Raw genomic sequence first — 23,743 nt, 5'->3', positions numbered from 1 at the left:
TAGGGTCACCGTCTGATGACTGCCTCTTCCCGACGAGCGCCCACACGTGTCTGGGCCGCGATCGCCATCGTGTCCGGACTTGTCGCGATCGTCGCTGCCGTGCTGACGCCATTGCTGCCGGTCAGCCAGCACACCGCGTCCATCGACTGGCCCCAGGAGACCATCGGCTCGAGCGCGTCGGTGACGGCGCCCCTGGTCGCTCAGACGGCGTCAGGACTCGATGTCACCGTCGGGTGTCGCGCTTTGGCGCAGACGCCGGCCGACGAGACGACCGTTGTGGTCTCCACCATGCCGTCTGCCGGGCGCAACTCGTCGAACAAGGCACTGTTCGTGACCGCGGACCGCCAGGCGGTCTCGGTGACGATGCGCGGCAAGGAACTGGTCCGTGCCGATCGCGCCGACCTGAACCGATGCGACCGACTGACGGTTCGTGCGTCGGCGTCGGCGACCGAGGCGCACTTCGTCGGGCTCGGTCCGGCCGTCGCCGGCGATCCCGGTGATCGACCGCAGGTGTCGGGAGTCTTCACCGGGCTCCGCCCGGCCGCGGTGCGTCAGGCGGCCGGCGAAGGGGCCCCCGCCGATCGGCTGGCAGTCCACGTCGACATCGACAACCGCTTCGACACCGGACCGTCGGTGCTCAAACTCATCGTGATGATCATCGGGCTGATCGCCGCGGCGATCTCCTTCGTCGCGATCGCCGTACTCGATGTACGAAACGGTTATCACCGCCGGATCGGTCGCCTCGACCTTCGGCGGCTGTTCGCGCCGCGTGCGGCCGACATCGCGGTGACCGCGGCACTCGTCGTCTGGCACTTCCTCGGGGCCGGATCGTCCGACGACGGCTACATCCTCAACATGGGCCGCACCGCGCACGATGCCGGCTACCTCGCGAACTACTACCGTTTCTTCGGAATTCCCGAGGCGCCGTTCGACTGGTACTACACTTTTCTGTCGCATTGGTCGACCGTGTCGACGGCGGGCGTCTGGATGAGACTGCCCGCACTGGTGGCCGGACTGATCAGCTGGTTCGTGCTGAGCCGGATCCTGTTGCCACGGCTGGGTGGTGCGGTCCGTCGCTCGCAGTGGGCGATGTTCACCGCCGCCGCGGTGTTCGTGGCGTTCTGGATGCCGCTGTGCAGCGGGTTGCGCAGCGAGGGAATCATCGTGCTGGGATCGCTGCTCACGTGGTGGGGGGTCGAGCAGGCCGTCGCCACCCGTCGGATGCTGCCGGCGGCGGGAGCGGCATTGAGCGCGGGCCTCACCCTGGCGGTGGCCCCGCACGGCGTGATCGCGCTCGCCATGCTCATCGCCGGATCGCGACCGATGTTGCGCACCATCCGGACCCGCCGTCGCGAGAACGGGATGCTCCCGTTGCTCGCGCCGGTGGCCGGGGCATTCGCGGTGGTGGTCATCGTGGTCTTCCGTGACCAGACGCTCGCCAACGTGGCCGAGGCGGTGCGACTTCGATACACCGTGGGGCCGACACTGGCCTGGTATCAGGAACTCCTGCGTTTCTACTATCTCTCGCTGACCACCCAGGATGGTTCGCTGGTGCGTCGCGTACCGCTGTTGCTCCTGGTCGCCGCACTGTTTGTGACGTTGGCGGTGATGTTGCGTCGCAAGCACATCCGCGGTGTCGACCCCGGACCGGTGTGGCGACTCGTCGGCTCGATCCTGCTGACGGTGTTGTTGTTGTCGTTCACGCCCACCAAGTGGACCGTCCAGTTCGGGATCTACGCGGGCGTCGGCGCGGCCATGGCTGCGGTCGCGACGGTCGCCGTCGCGCAATCGGCGCGGCGTTCGCCACGAAATCTGTGGATGTACATCGCCGTGCTGCTGTTCGCCTGCGCGGTCGCTGTCGCGGGTGAGAACGCGTGGGGCTGGGGGTACGACTTCGGCATCTCGTGGTTCGACAAGGCGCCGGTGGTGGCGGGGACGCCGTTGTCGTCGGTCTTCCTGGTGCTCACCGTCTTGGCGCTCGCAGTCGCGACCTGGTATCACCTGCGGATCGATGTCGACGCAGAGCGCGGAAAGGTCCGCGGTGACCGGACTCGCCTGTCGCGCACACAGATCGCCGTCGCGTCGGCCCCCATGCTGGTGATCGCCACGCTCGTGGTGGTCGGTGAGATGGGGTTGTTCGCCAAAGCCGCGATGGACCGTTCGGACACCTACACCACTTTTCACGCCAACACCCGTGCGCTCGCGGGCGATCCGTGTGGAATGGCCGATCAGGTTCTCCTGGAACAGAACCCGAACCTCGGTGCACTCGCGCCGATCGGAACCCGCGACATCTCGCGTGCGCTCGCCGGCGAATCCACCGGCTTCACCCCGGACGGTGTGGCGGGTGACCTGACGCCCGACCCGACATCGCTGGGAGCGGGCACCATCAACACCTCTGGCGACCTGTCGCGCCCGTTCGTCGTCACCGGCGGGCCTCCCGGTACCACCGGCGGCACCGGGCCGAAGACGATCAACGGATCGTCGGCGGCGCTGCCGTTCGGCCTCGACCCGAAGACCACGCCGGTGTTGGGCAGCTACGGACACGACAACGGCACCGCGGAACTGACCTCCGGCTGGTACCGGCTGCCGTCCCGCGATGCGTCGCCGCTGTTGGTGATCACGGCGGCCGGACCGGTCTTCTCGGTCGACCAGGACGGCGTCGCAACCCCTGGGCGGTCGTTGCAGGTGCAGTTCGGTCGAACCGATGCGGCCGGTGGTTTCAAGCAGGTGGGCAAGGCCTACACGCCGATAGATCCGGGACCGGGCAGGCCGAATCGGCCGTGGCGGAACCTGCGTATCCCGATGACAGCGGTGCCCGGTGGCGCCACGGCCATGCGGATCGTCGCCGTCGACGACAACGTGAGTCCGGACCAATGGCTGGCGTTCACGCCGCCGCGGGCGCCGCAACTGCACACATTGCAGGACGTCGTCGGTTCGCGGACGCCGGTGCTGCTCGATCTGTCGGTCGGCAGTCAGTTCCCGTGTCAGCATCCGATGAGCACGCGCGACGGCGTGAGCGAGGTGCCCCGCTGGCGTATCGTGCCGGACCAGACGACCACCAACTCCAAGTCCAAGACGTGGCAGGCTTCGGTCAACGGTGGCATTCTCACCACGCCGGAGGCGTTGACCAGTGCGACGACGATGGCCACTTACCTGGAGAACGACTGGTTCCGCGATTGGGGTGGGCTGCAGCGCTTGTCGCCGTTGGTCGCGGATGCGACACCCGCACAGGTGACCACCGGTACCACGACGACGTGGGGATGGACGCGACCGGGATCGATCAGGGTGGTGCCGCAAGATGACTGAGCCCGAGACGCCAGAACCGAAGACAGCAGAGCAGAAGACGACACGATCCATGCGCTTCGCCCCGGACAGCAGGACCATCAAGGTCGCGAAGATCGTCGCGGTGGTCGCCGGTGCGCTCGGCGTGCTGCTCGCGATCGCGGCTCCGTTCCTGCCGGTGTCCTACACCAAGAGTGAGCTGCAATGGCCCCAGGGTCAGGCCGGCGCCGGGAGCGCAGCGAGCGGGCCGAATGAGGCCGGCGCCGGGAGCGCAGCGAGCGGGCCGAATGAGGCCGGCGCCGGGAGCGCAGCGAGCGGGCCGAATGGGGCCGGCGTCGTGCAGAACGTGGCGGCGCCCAATGTGTCGTATGCGCCGGTGTCGATGGACATCTCGGTGCCGTGCCGACTCGCCGCCGATCTGCCCCCGGCGGGCGGTGTGCTGCTGTCGACCGTTCCCGAGAACGGTGCCCAGGCGGGTACCGTCGGCCTGTTCGTCCGTGCCACCCACGACCGTCTGCTGGTGACGCAGCGAAACGCGGTGCTGCTGAACGTTCCTCGCGCCGCCGCGCAGCAGAATGCGCAATGTCGCGTGGTCATCCACGCGGACACCACCGGTAGTCGCGGTGCGGTGGAAGGCGTCGATCCCGGTGCGGGAACGCAGAGCTTCCGCCTCGACGACCCCAATGCGCGACCGCAGATCATCGGCGTCTACACCGACCTTCCGAAAGATGTGTCCACGGAGGGCCTCTCGTATCGATCGGCGATCGACACGCGATTCATCTCCAGTCCCACCACCTTCAAGGGTGCGTTGCTGATCCTCGGTGTGATCTCGACGATCATCTCGATGATCGCGCTGGCTGTGCTCGACGCACGCGACGGGCGGCGGTTACGGCGCATGGTCCGCGCCGGCGCGCAACGGTGGTGGCGCATCAAGCCGCTTGATGTGGTGGTCACGGGTGTGTTGCTGGTGTGGCTGTTCGTGGGAGGCAACACCGCCGACGACGGCTATCAGGTGACCGTGGGACGCGTGGCGCCCGGTGCGGGCTATCTCGACAACTATTACCGGTACTTCGGTGCGCCGCAGGACCCGTTCGGCTGGCACTACCGCTATCTCGCGCTGTGGATGCAGGTGAGTACCGCCACCCCGTGGCTTCGAGTGCTGCCGTTGCTGTTCGCGTTGGCGGGCTGGTTCCTGATCAGCCGCGCCGCGCTGCCCCGTCTGGGTCGCGCGGTCCGGTCGTCGAACGCCGCCCGATGGACGGCGGCACTCGGGTTCCTGGTGGTGTGGTTGGCGTTCAACAACGGTCTGCGCGTGGAGCCGGCGCTCAGCGTCGGCATCCTGCTCACCTGGGTGCTGGTCGAGCGATCGATCGCCACCGGCCGATTGTTCCCCCTGACCCTGGCCGTCCTGTCGGCGGCCTTCACGCTGACGATCCACCCGGCAGGCGCCATCGCGATCCTGCCGTTGCTGGCGGCGTTGCGACCGCTGCTGCGGCGACTGCGTCGGCGTGCCCGGCGTGACGGCCTGCTACCCCTGGTGATGCCGATTCTGGCGGCAGGATTGGCGGTGCTCTTCGAGATCTTCGCCGACCAGCCCCTCGCGGCGATCCGGGAGGGCATCAAGGTGCAGGGCATCGTCGGTCCCACCAACGAATGGTGGACCGAGGCGATGCGGTACTACATCCTGTTGAACCCGACCCCCGACGGTTCCATCGCCCGGCGTGTCGGCATCTTCGTGACATTCCTGTCGGTCGCCGTCATCGTTCTCACGCTGCTGAGCAAGCGTCGGGTGCCGGGTGTGCCGAGCGCGCCGCTCTGGCGTCTCGTCGCAGTCACCTCCGGTGCGGTGGCGGTACTGGCGTTCGTCCCGACCAAGGCCACGCACCAGATGGGTGCATTCGCCTGTCTCACCGGTGTTCTCGCTGCTGCGGCGACGGTGTTCCTCCAGCCGTCCGTGATGCGTCGTCGATGCAACAGGACCTTCATCGCAGCCGCCGCTGCATACGCCCTCGCGGTCGCCTTCGCCGGCCGCAATCAATGGTGGTACGTGGGCAGTTACGGCATCCCCTGGGCCGACGACACACCCAACGTGGCGGGTATCGAACTCTTCGTCCCGATCCTGGCGGTCGCGGTACTCCTCACCCTGTACGGCGTCTGGCAGTACTACCGTGACGATCAGCGTGCGCAGCGCGGCGAACCTGTTGCGGTGCAGACAGATTCTGGCCGCAGCATCGTCCAGCGGATGCCGACCTATTCGCTGGCGATCATCTCCACCGTGGTCCTGCTGTTCAACTTCGTATCGTTCGCCAAGGCGGCGCAGACGCAACAGGATTCGTGGTCGTGGACCAGCTCCAACATCGATGCGCTGCGCGGCAACCCGTGCGCGCTGGCAGATGCGGTCATGGTCGAGGGAGATCCCAACAAGGGCCTGTTGGCACCGGCCGAGGTTGCCGGGCAGAACAATCCGTCGCCGGGCGCGACGCTGGCCGGCCAAGGCATGACCGGCTTTGACCCCAACGGTGTGTCGACGCAGTTGGAGAGCGAGGCCGACTCCGGTGAGGACTCGTCGGCAGACTCCGACAAGAGTTCCCCGGGTCTGGACCGTTCCCAAACGGATCCGTCGTCGGCGCAGGAAGAGCCGAGCGGCTCGGCAGGTGCCGCCGACACGGGTGGCGGCACCACCGCCACCGAGGGTGTCAACGGGTCGTCGGTGCGATTGCCGTTCGGTCTGGATCAGCGCCGGGTCCCGGTCCTCGGTACCTATCAGTCGCCTTCTGGCCGAGGCCATCTGACGTCGGACTGGTATCAACTCCCGCCCCGAAGCGATGACGCGCCGCTGGTCACGATGTCGGTCGCGGGCAAGATCGAGTACGTCGACCACCTCGCCGTCACGCACCCGGGCCAGAAGGTGCGGCTCGAGTTCGGCCGGGTGGAGCCGGACGGGCGCGTCTCCACCGTGGCGTCGGTGGTTCCGCTGGGCATCGACACCGACCCCGAGTGGCGCAATCTGCGGGTGCCTCTCGATCAGGTGCCGCCGCGCGCGACGGTCACCCGGATCGTCGCCGACGACACCTCGACGGACTCCCAGCAGTGGCTGGCGGTCACCCCGCCGCGTGTCACGGAGATGACGACTCTGAATTCCCTGGTGGGTAGCGATGATCCGGTGTTGCTGGACTGGGAGGTGGCGCTGGCCTTTCCGTGTCAGCGACCGGCCGCGGCGGTCAACGGGGTGCTGGAGACGCCGATGTGGCGGGTCACGCCCGACGCCGAGGGCGAGCGGGTGAACTCCCGTCGATGGATGGCCGGCGACTACGGCGGCCCTCTCGGCATCGTCGAGAACGAGTTGCGTCCGGTCGTCCTCCCCTCCTACCTGCGTAACAGCTGGGCGAGGGACTGGGGCAGTCTGCAGCGGCTGGTACCGCTCAAGCCTCAGGTCGAGGCCGAACTGAAGATCACCGACGACGTCCACGGAGGTCTGTGGACGCCAGGACCGATGCGCGCGATCAAGAACTGAGCTGCTGCCGATTCGCATGCGCTGCTTGATGTTCTGCGGGTGATCGAGTGGCCCCGAGCGTCCGGCCCCGTTGATCGAGTGGCCCGGAGCGTCCGCGGAGACCGTATCGAGACCTGGTGTGGTGATCTCGATACGATTCCTCGCTGCGCTCGTCGCCCACTCGATCGGCGAGGGGAGGTTGCCACCTATTCGATCGGCGGGGGAGCTCGTCATCTACCGATCGTCGAAAAAGGCCGGTTGCCCGGTCAGTGACGGATCGGCGCGGGACTCCACAGCCCGCTACGGGTCGCGGTACCGGTGTCGACATCGGCAAGGGTGGTCACGTCGCCGTACGGTGTGTACCGCTCGAGGGCGCCCCAGTCACGCCCGATGTCGTCTTGGAGGTAGGTGGACATCGCGGTGGCCTGCTGAGAGACCTCGATCCAGCCCAGGGGCCCTCCGCCGAAGGAGTCCTGCCATGCCGAGACCGCGGCCGCCAGGTCGGACCCCGGCTTGATCCGCCACTTCGGGATCTCGGCGACCCCGTCCTTGTGGGTGAACGGTCGTTGGCACGGGAAGGAGAGGCCGGAGGTCCAATCGACGTGCACCGGGTCCTCACGCCCGACCACCTGCTGCAGCGTCTGCATCTCGGGGAGCCGAGGCGGGGTGACCACGATGAAGCGGTCCTCCGAGAGGTTGTCGTCGGTCGCGACGATTCGTACCGCGGTGATGTCGTCCGGGAGCGAATCAGTGGTGACACGGACGTTTCGCCACGATGGTCGCGGGCCGGGGTCGATCATCTCGGTGTCGCCGGTGGCATGCAACGACGCGTCGCGGGTGCCCGGTCCGACCGGGTCGGTGGTGTACTCGAGCAACAGGTCCGGATTGTCGAACAGACCGGCGACCGAGAACGCCAGCAAGGGGCGCTCCTTGAAATCAGCGGGCAACGTGTACCACGCCGATGTCAGGCGAGCGGGGACCTGATCGGTCTTCGAATAGGAGCCCATCACCGGTGTTTTCGCCGGATCGAGGAAGAACGGGAGTTGTGCGTAACTGCCGTTGACTCCGGCGGTCGTCTCCACGCCACCACCGGTACCGCCGGGGTTGGCAGTCAGCACGTCCGGTGACGAGACTGCGCTGCCCGCCAGGACGCCCAGCGAACCCTCACTCGCGGTGGTCTCGAGATCCTCGTCCACACCATTCGCGGTGAAGCCGGTGGTGGCCGGCTGGGTCGCGTCGGCTGGTGCGGTCGGCGGGCCTGCCAGCGGGTCGGTGATCGATCCGTCGACGGGGGTGAGCTGGTAGCGGCTGGGGTCCGTCTCCACCCAGACCTTGTCTGCCATACCGCATTCCTCGCCCGCGAGGGCCTCCAGGTTCGCGCGCGGTACCGAGTACGACGAACTCTGCTGGATGCCGGCAAACATCGCGGTCACCAGGGCGAAGATCACCACCGCCGCGCTGACGAAGGCCAAGGGGCCGAGGCCGGTACCGTCGCGGCACGGCGGTACCACGGCCGAGCAGAGCGGTCGGGGGTCTCGTCGGCGGGATCGGCACCGGTGAACGGCTCACGGAAGTGGAACCACAAGGCCGCCAACAGGAGTGCGAGTGCGGCGTAGAGGAGCAGATTTGCCAGGTTCACGCCGGCGATGGAGACCTGCATGACACCCCAGGGCATGCCCCAGGCGGACGAGTAGTAATACGAGTTGGGTGCGGTGAATGCCAGGCCGGCGATGAACAGGACCAGCGCCGCGAACAGTGTGCGGTTGCGCCTGGAATGCATGATCTGATTGCTCGCCGCGATCGCCGCGATGGCGGCGAGTGCCGCTCCGAGTCCGGCGAACACCCCGAAATGGTGTGTCCACTTTGTCGGGGTGAACATCAGGAACACCAACGACGCGAAGGTGATCCCGACGATACGTCGGGACGGACCCAGCGCGGTGCCCGGGATGCGGGACCGGCGGATCAACATCGCCGCGGACACCACCAGGCCCAGGATCATCGCGAGGACGGCGAACCGTCGGGCGATGGAGCCATCGGCAGAGAAGGCGAACAATGACGAGTAGCGATTGATCTCGTTGTACCAGTGGCCGGATGGTCCGAGGGCCGTCTTCATCTGCGACGCCTCGACGAATGATCTCAGTGTGAGATTGGAGAACACGACGAAGATGATGAACGTGCCGGCGGCGAGAATCGGCGCCACGAGGGCGACGTAGGCCCAACGGCCGCCGCCGATGACCTTCGCGCGCTTGATCAATGCCAGGATCATCGGTCGTGCACCGGCGATGAGCGCAGCTACGGCGAGGAGCCCGGTCGGGCCGGCGGCGAGGCTGAACGCGCCGATGAGACAAGCCACCGCGGCGGGCAGCAGGCGTCCGGTCGCGATGGCACGCTCAACCGAACACCACGTGAGCAGGGCACCGAGACAGATGATCGGTTCCGGGCGCAGCCCGTTGTCGAACGGAAACCACGACACCAGAAAAACGAAGGCGGCGGTCCACGCGACGGAGGGCCGGGTGATGGCGGCACGACCGAGTCTCGGTAGCACCTCGTGGCTGATGATGAGCCAGACGCCGATGCCGCAGATCAACGCGGGGATGCGCATCCACGGGCTCGCCACGCTGACATGACTGAGGAGCCCGAAGACCTGGTAGTACCAGCCGAACGGCGCTTCGGGCGCGCCGTACCAGCGGAAGTAGTTGGCCGTGTACTGCGCGTTCTGCGCGACGCGGGCCATGGTCAGCAGATAGCCGTCGTCGGAGGTGTTGGGTCCGATGAAGTGCCATACGATCAGCGCGCCGATGACCACGTAGTCGCGAGCGTTGAGTCGCCACCAGCGTGCCGGGAGGATGCGCCGGTGCTTGCGGCCGTCGGTGGAGTCGAGGACGGCGAGCGCAGCCAGCGACAACAGGGTGCAGATGATGCCGACGATGAGGACGAGCCACTTCAGGATGGTCGGAGCCGTCGAGTAGCGGGAGTCGATGGTGGCGTGAGCGCTGAGCCCGGGCTGACTGGCGGCCGGCCCGGAGAGATCGGTGAACAGCCCGGTGACCTGCGGTCGCTGGTCCTTGTCGTAGGTGTTGGACTCCCGGCCCGCGGTGGTGCCGTCGAGTGGTTCGCCCTGGTCGTTGTGCATTCCGACGAACTCGGCCGAGACCGCTTCGGAATCGGCGTGCACGACGATCTCGCGACAGTCCTGCTGTCGGACCTGCGCCACCGTCGCCGACACCAGCGGGAGATTGCGGATGACCACCTCGACGGTCTGTCGGGCGGCTGGATCACCCGGCTGTCCCGTCTTGCGTATGAACAGACCGCGTTCGGCAGATTTCTCGGCCTCTTTGGGCGTCGTCGACAGCAGTACCGATTCGTCGTCGCCGAGTTGATCGATGGCGCTGCACGGGACGTGCGCGTCGAAATCGATGGGTACATAACTGATCAGCGGGGCGGCCACCGATCCGAGGGTGTTGTCCTGAGGCCAGTTGATCTGCGCCGTGGTCTGTTGGACCGGCATGAGTGGGGTGGCCAGTGCCATGAAGAGACCGAGCAGGCCGGTGATGATCGCGACGATCTTGGCTCGTCGAACCGTCTGCTCGGGCACAAAGAGAGATGGTAACCGGTACCCCTCGACGCACTTTGCCCCTCAGCACCCTCAACTAGTGTGAGGGGCATGCCGGACACCGCGACGAGCCCCGAACCCTTGCCGATTCTGCTGCTCAACGGCCCGAACCTGAACACCCTCGGCGTGCGGCAACCGGAGGTGTACGGCTCGTCGACGCTCGGCGATGTCGTCGAACTCGCCGAACGGACCGCATCCGAGCTCGGATTCGGCCTGCGTGCCGCCCAGACGAATCACGAGGGCGAGATGATCGACTGGATCCATGAGGCCCGCGGACAGGTCAGCGGCATCGTGATCAACCCGGGTGGGTGGACGCACACATCGGTTGCGCTGGCCGATGCGCTGGTGGTTCCGGAGGTGCCGATCATGGAGGTCCACATCAGCAACATCCACCGGCGCGAGTCCTTTCGGCATCACTCGTACGTGTCGCCGATCGCGGTCGGGGTGATCGCCGGCTGTGGTGTACGGGGTTATGAGTTCGCGATCCGACGGCTCGCCGACGTCATCGACTGATTCCGGCGACACCGGCGGCACAATGACGACGTGCTGCACATCGAGGTGTCATCACCTGCGCATCTGACCGACGACCTACTCGGCCTGGTCTCCGACGACGAAGCAGTGAGTGCGGTGTCCGTCGTCCGGGGCGCCTCGGTGAAGCCCGCAGGCGATCTGGTGACGATCGATGTCGCGCGCGAGGCCGCCAACGATCTGATCATCGCGCTCCGGGACCTCGGAGTGGCCGCGGACGGTTGCCTGCGGGTGGAAGAGGTCGAGACCTTTCTGTCCCGTCGCGCGCTGCAGGCCGAACGGCGTGCGCCCGGTTTCGGGTCGGACGCGGTCGTGTGGGCCCAGGTGGGCCGACGGGCCTATGGCGATTCGGAACTCAACTTCACCTACCTCGGCTTCATGATCCTGGCCACCCTGCTCGCGGCCGTCGCCGTGGTGCTCGATTCGCAGATCCTGACGATCGGTGCGATGGTGCTCGGCCCAGAGTTCGGTGTGATCACCGCGATCGGGGTGGCGGTGGTGCTGCGGCGACCGCACCTGTGTTGGCTGGCCTGCCGCACGCTGATCGTGGGCTTCGTCGTCGCCATCCTGGTGACCTTCCTGGTCTCCATGGCGGCACGGGGGCTGGGTTGGGTGACGGCCGACGACGTCCACCACCATCCCGAGACCGAGTTCATCTATTCCCCTGACCGGTGGTCGTTGCTTGTTGCGGTGCTCGCCGCCGTCGCGGGCGTCCTGTCCATCACCTCCGCCCACACCGGGGCGCTGGCCGGGGTGTTCATATCGGTGACCACGATCCCGGCCGCCGGCAACCTCGGGCTGGCCGCTGCTTTCGCGGAGTGGGGTGAGGTGCGTGGGTCCGCTTTGCAGCTGGTGATCAACATCGTCGGGATGACCGTCGCCGGGTGCATCACGTTGTGGGTGCAACGGCGTCTGTGGGAGCCGTTCTCACAACGTCGTGTAGCCAAGGTCCGGGCGGTGGGCCGGATGGATCCGGGCGCCTGACGCGGTCAGGACGCATACGTGCCGAAGTCGGCGGTGACTCCGAGACGCCGAAGGAATTCGGCCCGGTCGAAGCCACTCGCCGCGACATCGGCGGCCACCGCTCGGCCTGCGTTCTGGAGGGCATCGCGTGATTCCCAGGTCACCGCGGTCACCACGTTGTAGTCGCTCTCGCCGTCGACCAGGGTGACGACGTCGTTGCGGAGGATGCCCGGTTGGGCGCCGAGGATCCGGTGCGTGTGCCGTACCCGGTCCAGGAACTCGGTCATTGCCTCGGTGGGCACGGAGAATTTGTCGATGCGATGCAGAAGCGTTGAGGTCATCCGTCAACTCTGATACCTCAAGTTCACTTGAGGTCAAGGCTTCTCATCATATTGCAACCGGAGGGTTGCATGACCTGGCGTCGATATGCAACTATGGAGTTGCAGATAACCCCGAGTGAAGGAGCACATCATGGATGCCCGATTCGATCGCATCGAACGTGAGATCAGCATCGACGCCCCCGCCGACCGTGTCTGGGCGCTGGTCAGCGAGCCGGGCTGGTACATCAACGACCAGCAGATTCTGGACCACCAGATCACCAAGGACGGCGAGATCTCGTATGTCACGGACCCGACCCACGGCCGGTTCGCCTTCCGCACAGTGACGCTCGACGAACCCGATTACGCGGCCTTCCGCTGGCATATCGACGTCGACGACCTGTCGAGTTCGTCGACGCTGGTGGAATTCTGGGTCACCCCGACCGACACCGGCGTGGTGCTCAAGGTCGCCGAGTCCGGATTCGCGTCGCTCTCCGAACCGGAGGCCGATCGCCGCTCCCGATTCGACGATCACACCGAGGGCTGGCGTATCGAGCTGGATCTGGCTCGTGCCCACCTCACCGGAGCCGCTGCCCGTGCCTGACGCCGCGATGGCCGACGCCCCCGTCGAGCTGTTCGCGGCGCTGGCCGACGACAGCCGGTGGCAGATCCTCGTCCGACTCTCCCGGTCGCCGGCGTCGGCGTCGGCGCTCGCCTCGGAGCTGCCGATCTCACGGCAGGCGATCGCGAAACACCTTCGCGTCCTGGAGGACGTGGGGCTGGTGGACGGCGCGAAGGCCGGTCGCGAGGTGCGCTACGAGCCGGTCGGCGCCCGCCTGAGTCAGGTCGCCCGACAGCTCGACCTCATCGCGAGCGGGTGGGAACGGCGCCTCGATCGCATCAGGTCGCTCGCCGAGGGCGGGAACCGGTAGTACCCGGATGAGTACCCGGATGCGCATGCACACAGGTACCTCGGAAGTTCAGGAGACCTGAAGTGCCCGGCGGGCCGCGTCGGCGACGGAACCGTCGACGCGCGGCCCGTGGCCGGGGAACAGAACGGTCGCGTCGAGCTGGGTGAACGATTCAACCGTGCGCCGCGCCGTCTCGACGTCGTGCTGAAAGGTATCCGAGATGCATTGCGGGCCTGCAAGCGCGGAGATCGGATGTCCGCTGACCAACGCGTCACCGGACACCAGGACTTCGCCGTCGGCGACGAGGTAGGCGCTGTGGCCGTCGGTATGCCCGTGCGCGGCAACCGGAGTCGGGCCGCCGGGAAGGTCGAGTGAGGTCCCGAAGGGCTTGGCGTCGTCGATCCCCTTGCGACTCAACACACCCAGCGGGGTGACGGTGGCCAGCCACCGCAGGACGCGTGGCCGATACGCGATCGGCAGGATGTCGAGGGGGCCGGCCTGCTGGAGATGGTCGCGTCGGGCGTGTGCCACCTCGACCGGATCCATGTAGACGTCGAACCCGTACCGCTCGCTCAGCGAGATCAGTCCGCCGAGATGGTCGACGTGGGCGTGGGTGAGCAGCGCGCCACGGATGTCCTCGGGCCGTCCGCCGATGTGGCGGATCGACTCGACGACGTCGGAGGCCTGGCCCGGATACCCGCCGTCGATCAGCGTGAGGTCTGAACCCTCTTGGAGCAGAACCCAGTTCACGACGTCGGTGTGGACGAGGTAGGCCACCGACGATCCGGCGTCCACTCGGCTGATGAGGAACTTGCTCTTCGGCACGATCACTCCTGGGTCACGATCATCGGCGTACCACCACCACGAACGGCCCGACCTCGGTCACGGCGAACCGGGGATCGGCGAACACCGCGGGGTCGAAGGTCACCGAATACCGGCTGACGTTCGGGTCGTTCGGGTAGACGTCCTTTGCCAACCTCAACGTGTAACCGTCTGCCCCGTAACGGAACAGGAAGACGTTCGGTGGCTTCCACGGCGCGCGGTCGAGTTTGCGGATGATCTGATCCGGTGTGGTGGATTTCGACCAGCGTTCGATGGTGGCCGCCCGCTTGTCGAACTCGGCAAGCGGATTGGCGTAGTGCGACGTCAGCCCTTGGAAGCCCCAATACGGATAGATGGAGAGGAATCCGTAGTCGGCGGTGAGCACCACGTTCTGGTCGGCGGGCAGGCGGGTCTGCTTGTGGATCAGGCGGTTGATCTCGGGGAAGTACGACTCGGCGCCCGGTGGCCGTTGATCGGCGCGCTTCCCGTATCCGTCGGTATCGGTGTAGGCGGTGGTGATCTCCGTGGCGAGGTAACCCGGCACGCCCTGCGCGAGGGCGATCGCGGACACGGTCGCGACCGCACCGATCGCGAACCGGACATCGCCGAATCTGCCGACCGCCCAGCGCGACAACTCCGCCACCCCGAGCACGCCTGCGGCGCCGAGCGTCGCGTCGAGGATCGGATCGAGGCGGAACGAGAGGAGGGTGGTGCCTGCGACGGTGGCCAGCATCGACAGCAGGCAGAACAGATACACGGTCACCACGGTCAGGCCCAGCGCGAGCGCGACGGTGCGCTTCCGGAAGCGCAACAGGATCCAGACCAGCCCGATGAAGGTGATGATCCCGACCAGGGTGAAGTGGAAGAAGGGGAGCGGCAGGATGGATCCGCGCTCGGGCAGATAATGCTCGGCGGTGCCGCCGCTCGCCGGTTCGCTTCGCGCCCTCGACCACAGGTACGGCGCCCACACCAGCAGCGCGATGAGACCGGCGATCACCCCGACCGACACCAGTCGCCCGATGACGGCGCCGATCGTCGAACGGCGCCGCGCGGACACCGTCTCGTCGGGAACCGCCTTGTTGGACGCCCCGATCCAGCCCTGGACGACGAGGTAGAACGCCATCAGTACCGCGGTGAGTGCGAACAGGCCGGTGTAGAGCGTGTAGAAGGTGGCGCTGAGTCCGAAGAACACACCCGCGGCGACCACCGCGGGCCAACTCGTCCCGGTGCGCAGGCCGCCGACCGGGCCGTCGGCCATCCGGGATCGGCCGCGCAGAGCGTAGAGCAGCGTGATGAGCATCGGCGTGCCGATCATGACCAGCACCGCGGCGTACGGCTCCGGGGAGGCGTACATCAGGGTGATGGTGGTGACCGCCAGGGCGATCGGGATACCACGGGTGGCGCCGACCATCCGGGTCCACAGCAAGATACCGACGGCCGCGGCCACCGACATCGAGATGATCGCCCACGGTTTGTAGGCCTCCCAGCCGGGAAGGCCCTCGAAGTTTGCGAAACGTCCGCCCCACCAGAACCATCCCGCGGGGTAGTACGGCGGGAGGTCGATGTAGGTCATGTCGGCCAGCCGCGGACTGCTGGTCATCCGGGTCAGGTACTCGGTCCGGAACTCCTGGTCCACCGAGAGCCCGAACAGATAGAGCTTGGTCGCGCCCAGCGGCATCCCGAGAGTGACCGTCACCAGGCCGGCCGACGCGATCACCGACAGGAGGCTCGTCAGCCACCGCGCACGGCCCGCGCGATGGACGACCACCGCGATCACCAGCAGCACTACGGCAGCCACCTGGCCGACGGTGGTGAGCGCACGGCTCACGTTGGACGAGTTGAACGCCGGCCAGTCGACGGCGCCGATGATCTTGAGGCCGACGAAGGCGATCAGGGCGGCAACGGCCGCACCGACGACGAGTTCTCCGACGTCGCGGGTGCGGCGAGCGGGGACTCCCATCCTCAGATGGGCAGTCGACGGAAGATCGGACGCGGGATGTGCCGCAGGATCATCATCACGAAGCGGAACGGTCCGGGCGCCCAGACGATTTCCTTGCCCTTGTCGGCGGCCGCGACGGCCAGGCGGCCGACGTCCTCCTTCTCGACCGTCATCGGTGCTTCCTTCACATGTGCCGACAGGCGGGTGCGGACCTGCCCCGGCCGGATCACCAGCACACGGATGCCGAACGGCCGCAAGGCGTCGCCGAGGCCGAGATAGAAGCCGTCCAGACCCGCCTTGGTGGAACCGTAGACAAAGTTGCTGCGCCGCACGCGCTCACCGGCGACCGAGCTCATCGCGATGATCTGTCCGAAGCCCTGCGCACGCATCTTCTCGCCGAGCAGCACGCCGACCGACACCGCGGCGGTGTAGTTGATCCCCGCCTCGGTGACCGCGGTCTTCTGGTCCTGCCAGGCCTTCTCGTCGTCGGGCTGGATACCGAAGGCCACGATCGCCACGTCGATGTCGCCACCGGCGAATGCCTTGTCGACTACCGCCGGATGGGTTTCCGGCGAGAGTGCATCGAAGTCGATCAGCTCGACACTCGACGCGCCGGCCTTGGTCATCTTCTCCGCTGCCGCTGCGGCGGCCGGGTCGCCCGGGACGGTGGCCAGCACCACCCGCATCGGGCCCTTCTTCAGGTATTCCTCGGTGATGGCCAACCCGATCTCGGAACTCCCGCCCAGTACGAGGACGGACCGCGGCACGCCGACGGCATTGATCATGGTGTCGATTCTCCTTTGGGAAGTGTTGTGGCCCTGGTGGTTCGGGCTGGTTCAGACGAGTTCGAGACGGCGGCCCATGTCGGACATGAACACCCGCTCCGGGTCGACGCGACGTCGCGTCGAGATCCACTCGTCAATCCTCGGGTACATGGCATGGAAGGTCTCGGCGGAGGTCCGCGAGTCTTTTGCGGTGTAGAGGCGGCCGCCGATCGACATCACCCGCCGGTCGAGTTCGTTGCAGAACTCGGCGAGGCCCTTCTTGATCGGGAAATCGACGCAGATGTTCCATCCGGCCATCGGGAACGACAGTGGCGCCTGGTTTCCCGGACCGAACAGTTTGAACACGTTGAGAAAACTCACGTGTCCGGATGCCTGGATGTCGATGATGATCTGCTTGAACTCCTCGACGGCCTCGGGCGGCACGATGAACTGATACTGCAGAAATCCCTTGGAGCCGTAGGCGCGGTTCCAGTTCCCGAACAGATCGAGCGGGTGATAGAACTGCGTCAGGTTCTGGATCTTGCCGGTGTAGTTGCCGCCCATCCGGTAGTAGGCCTCGCCGACGATGGAGAAGTCGAACTTGTTGGCCAGGCCGTTGGGGAAGATGTCCGGGAAGTTCATCAGCGTCAGGGCGTCGAACTTCAGCGGGTCCTTGGCCAATTCCGGTGGGAGCTGATCCACGGTGGCCAGTGAACCGCGGGAGAAGGTGCCGCGGCCCAACTTCGGCGGCTTGCTGATGGCGTCGAACCAGCCGGAGCTGTAGGTGTAGTTCGACTCGCTGCCGTCCTGGTGCAGGGCGATGGTCTCGTCGAGTGTCGACGTGACCGTGCCGTCGGCGATGAAGTACGCCGTCTCGGTGCGGGTCATCCGGATCTTCGCCCGCAGGATGATGCCGGTGAGGCCGATACCGCCGACAGTCGCCCAGAAGATCGAGGCATCGGGATCGTCGTCGGTGCCCTCGGGGTGATCGTGATGACCTTCCCGTTCGCCAGCAGCAGCGTGATCTCCACGACGTGATTGCCGAAGCTGCCGGCGCTGTGATGGTTCTTGCCGTGGATGTCGCAGCCGATGGCGCCGCCCACGGTGACCTGCCGGGTGCCGGGCAGGACCGGCACCCAGAGCCCGTACGGCAATGCCTTGCGCATCAGGGTGTCGAGATCGACACCGGCATCGACATCGACGACGGCGGTGTCGGGGTCGATCGAGTAGATGCGGTTGAGCAACGACATGTCGATGGTCAGACCACCGGCGTTCTGCGCGTTCTCACCGTAGGAGCGACCGAGTCCGCGCGCGATCACTCCGCGTTTGAGATAGTCGGGTTTGTCGGCATTCTGGTCGGCGACACGTGCCACCGCCTCGGCGATGACCTCCGGGTAGGGGGTTGTCAGCACGTGGCCCTGGATGGGCATCGTGCGTCCCCAACCCATCAGTTTGCGGGTCTCGATCGGCAACAGCTCTTCTGTAGACATCGCTCATGAGGGTACCTCTACCGCTCACATGGTCGGTTCGCGATGAAAAACACCTGGTCGCAGGCATGGAGGGTTGGATCATCCGTCCCGTCGATCGTCTACCTCCGCTTCCCGGTGCCCAGTCCGCGTAGAACTCGGGGCCCGGCTGTCGAGGAAGATGAACCGCACGAGATCGGGCTGGTCTGCCTCGAAGTGCTGCGACGGCAGCGCGCGCATCCCATGAGGTTTGCGGCGATCAGATCCTGTTGCGCGTTCACCACGACGGCGGGGCCGTGAACGTGTCCAGGACGCGCTGGACCGACGGCCGTGCCGCAAGACCGGTGCGGTGCGGGTGATGGCGCAGGAGCTCGACGACGCCGGCGAGGTCGTGCACGTCGCTCTGACTCTCATCCCGGCCATCGAGCTCGCGCTTGTGAACCGTCGCAGGCAGGCCATCGCCGACGACATGGGCGTGGCACCATGACCCAGATCGGAACGATCCAAGGTACGGCGTGGCTGTCTGGGGATCAGAGCCCCGTCACTTCTGCACGCGCCTCAGCAAAGACAGGGCGTCGTAGGGGGCGTAGACCTTTGCGTCGTTGTCGAAGTACACGAACACATCGCCGAGTTCCGCTTTGGCCAGGAATCGTCGCGCCCAGTCGTCGAGAGACTCTTCGCTGTATCCGCTCACATACAGCTCCTGATCACCATGCAGGCGGGCGTAGCTGAAATCGGCTGTGGTCTCGTCCAACACCGGGAATCTGTCCGCGGAGTCGGCGAGCACCAGCGCCATGTCCAGTTCTCTGATCGTCTGTACCGCAGACGGTTCCATGAAACCGGGATGTCGCACCTCCAACGCATGACGAAGTGGACGGTCGGCATCGGTGCTGGTCCATGCTCTCCCGTTCATACGCTCACCGTGCGCGAGGGACAACTCGGCGGCCTGAGTTGTGCTCCGCGGCAACAGATCTGCGAAGGTGCGCAACCGATCCTCGTGGTACCCCAGGTTCGGGGGAGTTGCCACAGGATCGGACCCAGCTTGTGTCCCAGCCTCAGCACGCCCGAGGCGAGGAAATTGGCCAGCGGCTCCTGCACGTCGGCCAGCTTCTTCATATGGGTGATGAAGCGGGGGCCCTTCACCGAGAAGACGAAGTCATCCGGGGTCTCGTCGAACCACGCCTGATAGCTCGACGGCAACTGTAGCGAGTAGAACGACCCGTTGATCTCGATGGAGTTCACCTGGCGGGAGAGGTATTCGAGCTCCCGGCGCTGCACCAGCCCTTCGGGATAGAAGGTGCGCCGCCAGCCCGCATAGCGCCAACCAGAAGTACCCACTCTGATCATGTCGCCTCGATGACCATCCCTGTCGCCACGTCAGCTCGACAGTACGCCACCGACCTCCCGCGAGGCCGGTGCCGAGGCCTATCCGCCGTCGATGACCTTGGTCGCCGCGTTTCGGCCCGGGATGCCGCTGACGCCGCCGCCGCGTCGGGCGCCTGCGCCGCAGAGCAGGAGTCGCGGGTGCCGTGTCTCCACACCCCAGGCGCCGACCTCGGAGTCGGTCTCGGCCCACGGCCACTGCAGGCTGCGATGGAAGATGTTGCCGCCGGGCAGCCCGAGTGTGTCCTCGAGGTCCTGCGGCGTCTTGACCTCGATGCAGGGATTGCCGGTCACATCGTGGGCGATCACCGACTGGATGGGCTCGGCGAGGACGGAGTTCAGCGACGCCAGGGTGGCACCGACCGCATGTTCGACGGCGCCGGGCGCCTCGAACACCTCGGGCGGCATGTGCAGCGCGAACAACGTCAGCGTGTGCCTGCCCTCGAGTTCGGGGCCCAGGATGGAACCGTCCGAGAGTGTGTGGCAGTAGATCTCGCACGGAGGGACCTCGGGTACCTGGCCGCGGCTCGCCTGCTCCCATGCGGTACGCAGTTGGGTGGCCGATTCGTTGATGTGGAAGGTACCGGCGAAGGCGGCTTCCGGCGACGTCGACGTGTCGCGCAGGCGGGGCAGACGCTCGAGGAGCAGATTGATCTTCATCTGCGAACCCCTCGGGTCCGCCTCGGTGTCGACGGGGTCGTCGAGGAGACCGTTGATGACCTGTGGCGCACAAGCGGCGTACAGCATCGACGCGGCCTCCCGGCCCTCGGCGAGTTCGACGGTCCCGTCCGACGGGTCGACACCGAGCACGCGGACGCCCGTGCGGATCTCGGCACCCGCGGCGATCGCCGCCTGATAGAGCGCCCCGGACACCGTACCCATCCCGCCGACGGGCACATCCCAGTCGCCGGTGCCCCCGCCGATCAGGTGATAGAGGAAGCAGATGTTCTGCCGCAGTGCCGGTTCGTCGAGGTCGGCGAAGGTGCCGATGAGTCCGTCGGTGGCGGCGATGCCGCGCACCACGTCGTCGTCGAAATACTGGCCGAGGAGCTCACCGAGTGGACGCCTGGTGAGCATCTCCCAGATCTCGGCGTCCGATGTGTCCGTGCCGACCACCAGATCGCGCATCTGTTCGGCGGACCGGAGGGGTTCGATCATGGTCGGAAAGACCCGCTGAGCCACGGTACGCATCCGGGTGCCGAACGACTCCCATGCGGTGAACGCCGCTTCCGACCCGGTGGCCCGCCGAAACGATTCGGCGGTCGCGGCGGCGTCCTCGTTGTCGACGAGGATGCCGGTCGCCGGGTCGGTCGGGAGGGGCGTGTACGACGAGAACCGGCGGCGGATCAGCTCGATGTCGAGGTCGAGATCGGCGATGATCTCCCGTGGCAGGAGCGACACCAGATATGAGAAGCGGGAGACGCGTGCGGGCAGACCGGGGAACGGCATCGCCGACACCGCGGCGCCACCGACGTGATCGGCGCGCTCGAGCACCAGAACCGAGCGTCCGGCAGCCGCGAGATATGCCGCCGCCGTCAGGCCGTTGTGTCCGGCGCCGATGATGATGTCGTCGTAGGTCGTCATCACCGTCCAGCCTGGCAGATCACCGCATGATGCGTGCCAGGAACGGCGTCGAGTCGGCCATCGACGCGATCACTGTGCCCGAATGGTCTTTGTTCGGGTAGACGTGCAACTCGACCGGCTGGTTGTTGGCACGCATCTGGGCGTACAGCGAGAGCGCCGACGGCGCAGGCACATCGGTGTCGAGCAGTCCCTGGCCGAGGAAGATCGGGCGGTCGTAGCCGGAGTAGGGGGTGCCCATGTACTCGGTCAACGCCGCCTGGCCGCCCGGGAGCGACGAGATCGGCTTGCGGAACATGGTCCGCAGATCGCGCCCCTTCATGAGCGCGGTCATCTCCGGATAGCACAGTGTCCGTGCGGCATCGAGAAGCCGGCGGCCGGTCGGGGTCATGATCGACATCGGGTCGAGATCCGGGCGCGCGTCGGCGAACCCGGCCAAGATGTAGGCGGCATAGGTGTTGAGCGCTCCCGGCAGGGTCACGGGCGGGAACGTGGGCCCGCCGAGACCGAGGATCAACTCGAGGTTCGCCGGTGTTCCGGTGGCCACCACGCCCCGGTAGTCGAGGCCGCTGCCCGCGGACAGCTCGGTCGCCCGACGTGCTCCGCCGAGTGCGGCACCCGCGCCCTGTGACTGGCCGACGATGGCCCATCGCGACGCGAGGGGAAGGCCCATCTGTCGCGCCGCCTTCACCGAGTCCACGATCGAGTGCGCCTCGGACTCCCCGTTGAGGTAGCTCATCAGACCTGGGGTGCCGAGGCCGACGTAGTCGGTGGCCACCACGGCGTACCCCTCCCGTAGCCAGTGCCCGAGGTAGGCGGAGTCGCGCGCGCTGCGGGGCTGTGCGGACGGGGTGCAATCGTCGCCGAGTCCGGTGGTGCCGTGCGCCCAGGCGATCATCGGCCAACCGCCCGGCGGCGGTGTCCCGCCGGGAACGAAGACGGCGCCGGTGCTCGACGCCGGACGACCGTGCTGATCGGGCGTCGCGTAGTGAATCCGGTATGACCTGGCCGCGCCGGGCACGCCGAGTCCGGCGTCGAGGGGGACCTGCGAGATCAGGGTGCCGGCCTTTGCGGGTACCGGACCGGGGTAGTCGCGGACATCCATTCCGGACCACTGTGGGGCGGCGGTGCCCGGTTCCGGGGCGGCTACGGCCGACGGCGACACCGACCAGGCGGCGCCGGCGACCGCGAGGGCGACGATGGATGCGGCGGCGCCCCGGCGCAGCGAGTGAGACTTCATGAACGGCAGCGTAGATCACGTCTTCGACCAGCTCACCGAGATGCCCGGATACGCCTATCCTTGGTGAGTGGACATTCCGTCGGTGAAGCTGAACAACGGGTACGTGATCCCGATGGTCGGGCTCGGGACGTCGGGCCTGTTGGGACGACCCAGTGTCTCGGCTGTCGCGGGAGCCCTGCGGTCCGGCTATCGCATGATCGACACGGCGAGCCGGTACAGCAATGAGCGCAGCGTCGGGATGGGTCTGCGGCAGTCCGGGGTCCCCCGCGACGACGTGGTGGTGCAGACCAAGCTCGGCGGTGGAGACCACGGCTTCGACGAGGCGATCAACGCGGCGAAGGACAGCGCGCGCCGCCTCGCTGTCGACCACATCGACATCTACCTGATCCATTGGCCCTGTCCGAGTCTCGGCCGCACGGTCGAGTCGTGGAAGGCGCTGCTGACCCTTGCCGACGAGGGGTTCATCCGTACCGCGGGTGTCTCGAACTTCAAGCAACACCAGCTGCAGGCGCTCTACGACGAGACCGGCCGCTGGCCTGCCCTCAACCAGATCCAGTGCTCGCCGGCGATGGCGCGGACGGAACTTCGCGAATTCATGGAGGACAACGGCATTCACGCCCAGGCGTGGCACCCGACCGGGCGGAAGGAGGGCATGCTCGGCGAGGCCGCGGTGATACGGCTGGCCCGCAAATACGGGAAGTCGCCGACCCAGATCGCGCTTCGGTGGGCCGTCCAGCAGGGGATCAGCGTGGTGCCGAAGTCGTCACATGCCGGCCGGCAGATCGAGAACGCAGATCTCTTCGACTTCGAGTTCGACCCCGACGATTTGTCCGCTTTGGCCGAACTCGACCGCGGTGAGAAGGCCGCGCGCGACTCCGACGTGGAGGAAGAGTTCTGAGGGGTTAGGGTTGCAGGCGTGTCTCGACCCGAGTCCGGCGCGGAGGACAAACATCCGCGCCACGACGATTTCACGACCCGCCATGCGCCGACTCCGGTCGAATTGCCGTTCAGCGACGGTGAGGCGTCCACGAATGTCGACCTCAAGACGCAGATCATCCGGTTCGCCATCACCGGTGCGGGGTCCGGGGTCCTCGACTTCGGCCTGACCCTGCTCCTCCAGTACGTGGTCGGGACGCCGTTCTGGATCGCCAAGTCGTTCGGCTTCATCCTCGGCACCACCACCGCGTATCTGCTGAACCGTCGGTGGACCTTCGAAGCGGAACCGAGCGCGCTGCGGTTCGTCGCGGTGGCGGCGCTCTACGGTGTGACGTTCTTCGTCAACGTGGGCCTGTACACCTGGTGCTCGCACCTGTGGCCGCAGACGATCGTCTACAGCTTCGCGGCGTACGTGATCGCGCAGGGCACCGCGACGGTCATCAACTTCGTCGTGCAGCGGCTGGTCATCTTCAGGATCCGCTGACGCGACCACGTACCCCCATCG

Annotated in this window: 15 protein-coding genes and 3 pseudogenes; 9 read left to right on the top strand and 9 right to left on the bottom strand. The window is 66.8% G+C overall.

Features of this window, described 5'->3' with window-relative positions; all coding sequences use genetic code 11:
• Positions 1-15: 15 nt before the first annotated feature.
• The gene (locus GTV32_RS14740) at positions 16-3,306 is read left to right on the top strand and encodes an arabinosyltransferase domain-containing protein (protein ID WP_161060946.1); all 3,291 of its coding nucleotides are present in this window, start codon (positions 16-18) and stop codon (positions 3,304-3,306) included.
• A gap of 49 nt (positions 3,307-3,355) precedes the next feature.
• Positions 3,356-6,796 carry an arabinosyltransferase domain-containing protein gene (locus GTV32_RS14735; RefSeq protein WP_161062548.1) on the top strand — a complete coding sequence of 1,147 codons (3,441 nt, stop codon included), beginning with the start codon at positions 3,356-3,358 and terminating at the stop codon, positions 6,794-6,796.
• A 245-nt stretch (positions 6,797-7,041) separates the two neighbouring features.
• Here the strand turns inward: GTV32_RS14735 and GTV32_RS14730 are convergent.
• A pseudogene (locus GTV32_RS14730) lies at positions 7,042-10,370 on the bottom strand (arabinosyltransferase domain-containing protein).
• Between the two features lie 69 nt (positions 10,371-10,439).
• On the opposite strand from GTV32_RS14730, the gene aroQ reads away from it, so the two are divergent.
• Complete coding sequence (aroQ, locus tag GTV32_RS14725) at positions 10,440-10,901, top strand: type II 3-dehydroquinate dehydratase (protein WP_161060945.1); 462 nt, start codon at positions 10,440-10,442, stop codon at positions 10,899-10,901.
• Between the two features lie 30 nt (positions 10,902-10,931).
• Positions 10,932-11,900 carry a DUF389 domain-containing protein gene (locus GTV32_RS14720; RefSeq protein WP_161060944.1) on the top strand — a complete coding sequence of 323 codons (969 nt, stop codon included), beginning with the start codon at positions 10,932-10,934 and terminating at the stop codon, positions 11,898-11,900.
• A gap of 5 nt (positions 11,901-11,905) precedes the next feature.
• On the opposite strand, the gene GTV32_RS14715 is transcribed toward GTV32_RS14720, so the two are convergent.
• On the bottom strand, positions 11,906-12,220 hold the full coding sequence (locus GTV32_RS14715; RefSeq protein WP_161060943.1) for an antibiotic biosynthesis monooxygenase: 315 nt from the start codon (positions 12,218-12,220) through the stop codon (positions 11,906-11,908).
• 130 nt (positions 12,221-12,350) lie between these two features.
• Here GTV32_RS14715 and GTV32_RS14710 point away from each other — a divergent pair, with 130 nt between their 5' ends.
• Together GTV32_RS14710 and GTV32_RS14705 are read left to right on the top strand one after the other, a co-directional pair.
• A complete protein-coding gene (locus GTV32_RS14710; RefSeq protein WP_161060942.1) occupies positions 12,351-12,800 on the top strand; it encodes an SRPBCC domain-containing protein in 450 nt (149 codons plus the stop codon).
• A gap of 7 nt (positions 12,801-12,807) precedes the next feature.
• Complete coding sequence (locus GTV32_RS14705) at positions 12,808-13,128, top strand: metalloregulator ArsR/SmtB family transcription factor (protein WP_202422585.1); 321 nt, start codon at positions 12,808-12,810, stop codon at positions 13,126-13,128.
• Positions 13,129-13,176: 48 nt separating this feature from the next.
• On the opposite strand, the gene GTV32_RS14700 is transcribed toward GTV32_RS14705, so the two are convergent.
• From GTV32_RS14700 to GTV32_RS14685, 4 genes and pseudogenes are all read right to left on the bottom strand, one after another.
• The gene (locus GTV32_RS14700) at positions 13,177-13,938 is read right to left on the bottom strand and encodes an MBL fold metallo-hydrolase (RefSeq protein ID WP_161060941.1); all 762 of its coding nucleotides are present in this window, start codon (positions 13,936-13,938) and stop codon (positions 13,177-13,179) included.
• Positions 13,939-13,951: 13 nt separating this feature from the next.
• The gene (locus GTV32_RS14695; protein WP_161060940.1) at positions 13,952-15,889 is read right to left on the bottom strand and encodes a galactan 5-O-arabinofuranosyltransferase; all 1,938 of its coding nucleotides are present in this window, start codon (positions 15,887-15,889) and stop codon (positions 13,952-13,954) included.
• Between the two features lie 2 nt (positions 15,890-15,891).
• Positions 15,892-16,653: a decaprenylphospho-beta-D-erythro-pentofuranosid-2-ulose 2-reductase gene (locus tag GTV32_RS14690; RefSeq protein ID WP_161060939.1), complete on the bottom strand. Its 762-nt coding sequence runs from the start codon at positions 16,651-16,653 to the stop codon at positions 15,892-15,894.
• A gap of 51 nt (positions 16,654-16,704) precedes the next feature.
• Positions 16,705-18,122: pseudogene (locus GTV32_RS14685) on the bottom strand (FAD-binding oxidoreductase).
• A gap of 334 nt (positions 18,123-18,456) precedes the next feature.
• Between GTV32_RS14685 and GTV32_RS23865 the strand changes: the two are divergent.
• Entirely contained in the window at positions 18,457-18,585 is a 129-nt protein-coding gene (locus tag GTV32_RS23865; protein ID WP_272918235.1) for a hypothetical protein, read from the top strand.
• A gap of 54 nt (positions 18,586-18,639) precedes the next feature.
• On the opposite strand, the pseudogene GTV32_RS14680 reads toward GTV32_RS23865, so the two are convergent.
• From GTV32_RS14680 to GTV32_RS14670, 3 genes and pseudogenes are all read right to left on the bottom strand, one after another.
• Positions 18,640-19,445, bottom strand: a pseudogene (locus tag GTV32_RS14680) (DUF72 domain-containing protein).
• 78 nt (positions 19,446-19,523) lie between these two features.
• Positions 19,524-21,065 (bottom strand): NAD(P)/FAD-dependent oxidoreductase, encoded by a 1,542-nt coding sequence (locus GTV32_RS14675; RefSeq protein WP_161060938.1) that lies wholly within the window; start codon positions 21,063-21,065, stop codon positions 19,524-19,526.
• Positions 21,066-21,084: 19 nt separating this feature from the next.
• Positions 21,085-22,302 (bottom strand): prolyl oligopeptidase family serine peptidase, encoded by a 1,218-nt coding sequence (locus GTV32_RS14670; protein WP_161060937.1) that lies wholly within the window; start codon positions 22,300-22,302, stop codon positions 21,085-21,087.
• 67 nt (positions 22,303-22,369) lie between these two features.
• Between GTV32_RS14670 and GTV32_RS14665 the strand changes: the two genes are divergently transcribed.
• The gene (locus GTV32_RS14665) at positions 22,370-23,200 is read left to right on the top strand and encodes an aldo/keto reductase (RefSeq protein WP_161060936.1); all 831 of its coding nucleotides are present in this window, start codon (positions 22,370-22,372) and stop codon (positions 23,198-23,200) included.
• An 18-nt stretch (positions 23,201-23,218) separates the two neighbouring features.
• Positions 23,219-23,722, top strand: a complete 504-nt coding sequence (locus GTV32_RS14660; RefSeq protein ID WP_161060935.1) for a GtrA family protein — start codon at positions 23,219-23,221, stop codon at positions 23,720-23,722.
• Positions 23,723-23,743 lie beyond the last annotated feature (21 nt).

It is taken from the genome of Gordonia sp. SID5947 (genome assembly GCF_009862785.1).
GTDB lineage: Bacteria > Actinomycetota > Actinomycetes > Mycobacteriales > Mycobacteriaceae > Gordonia.
Note: the sequence above shows the minus strand (reverse complement) of the source record. Positions and strands in the feature narration are given on the sequence as shown.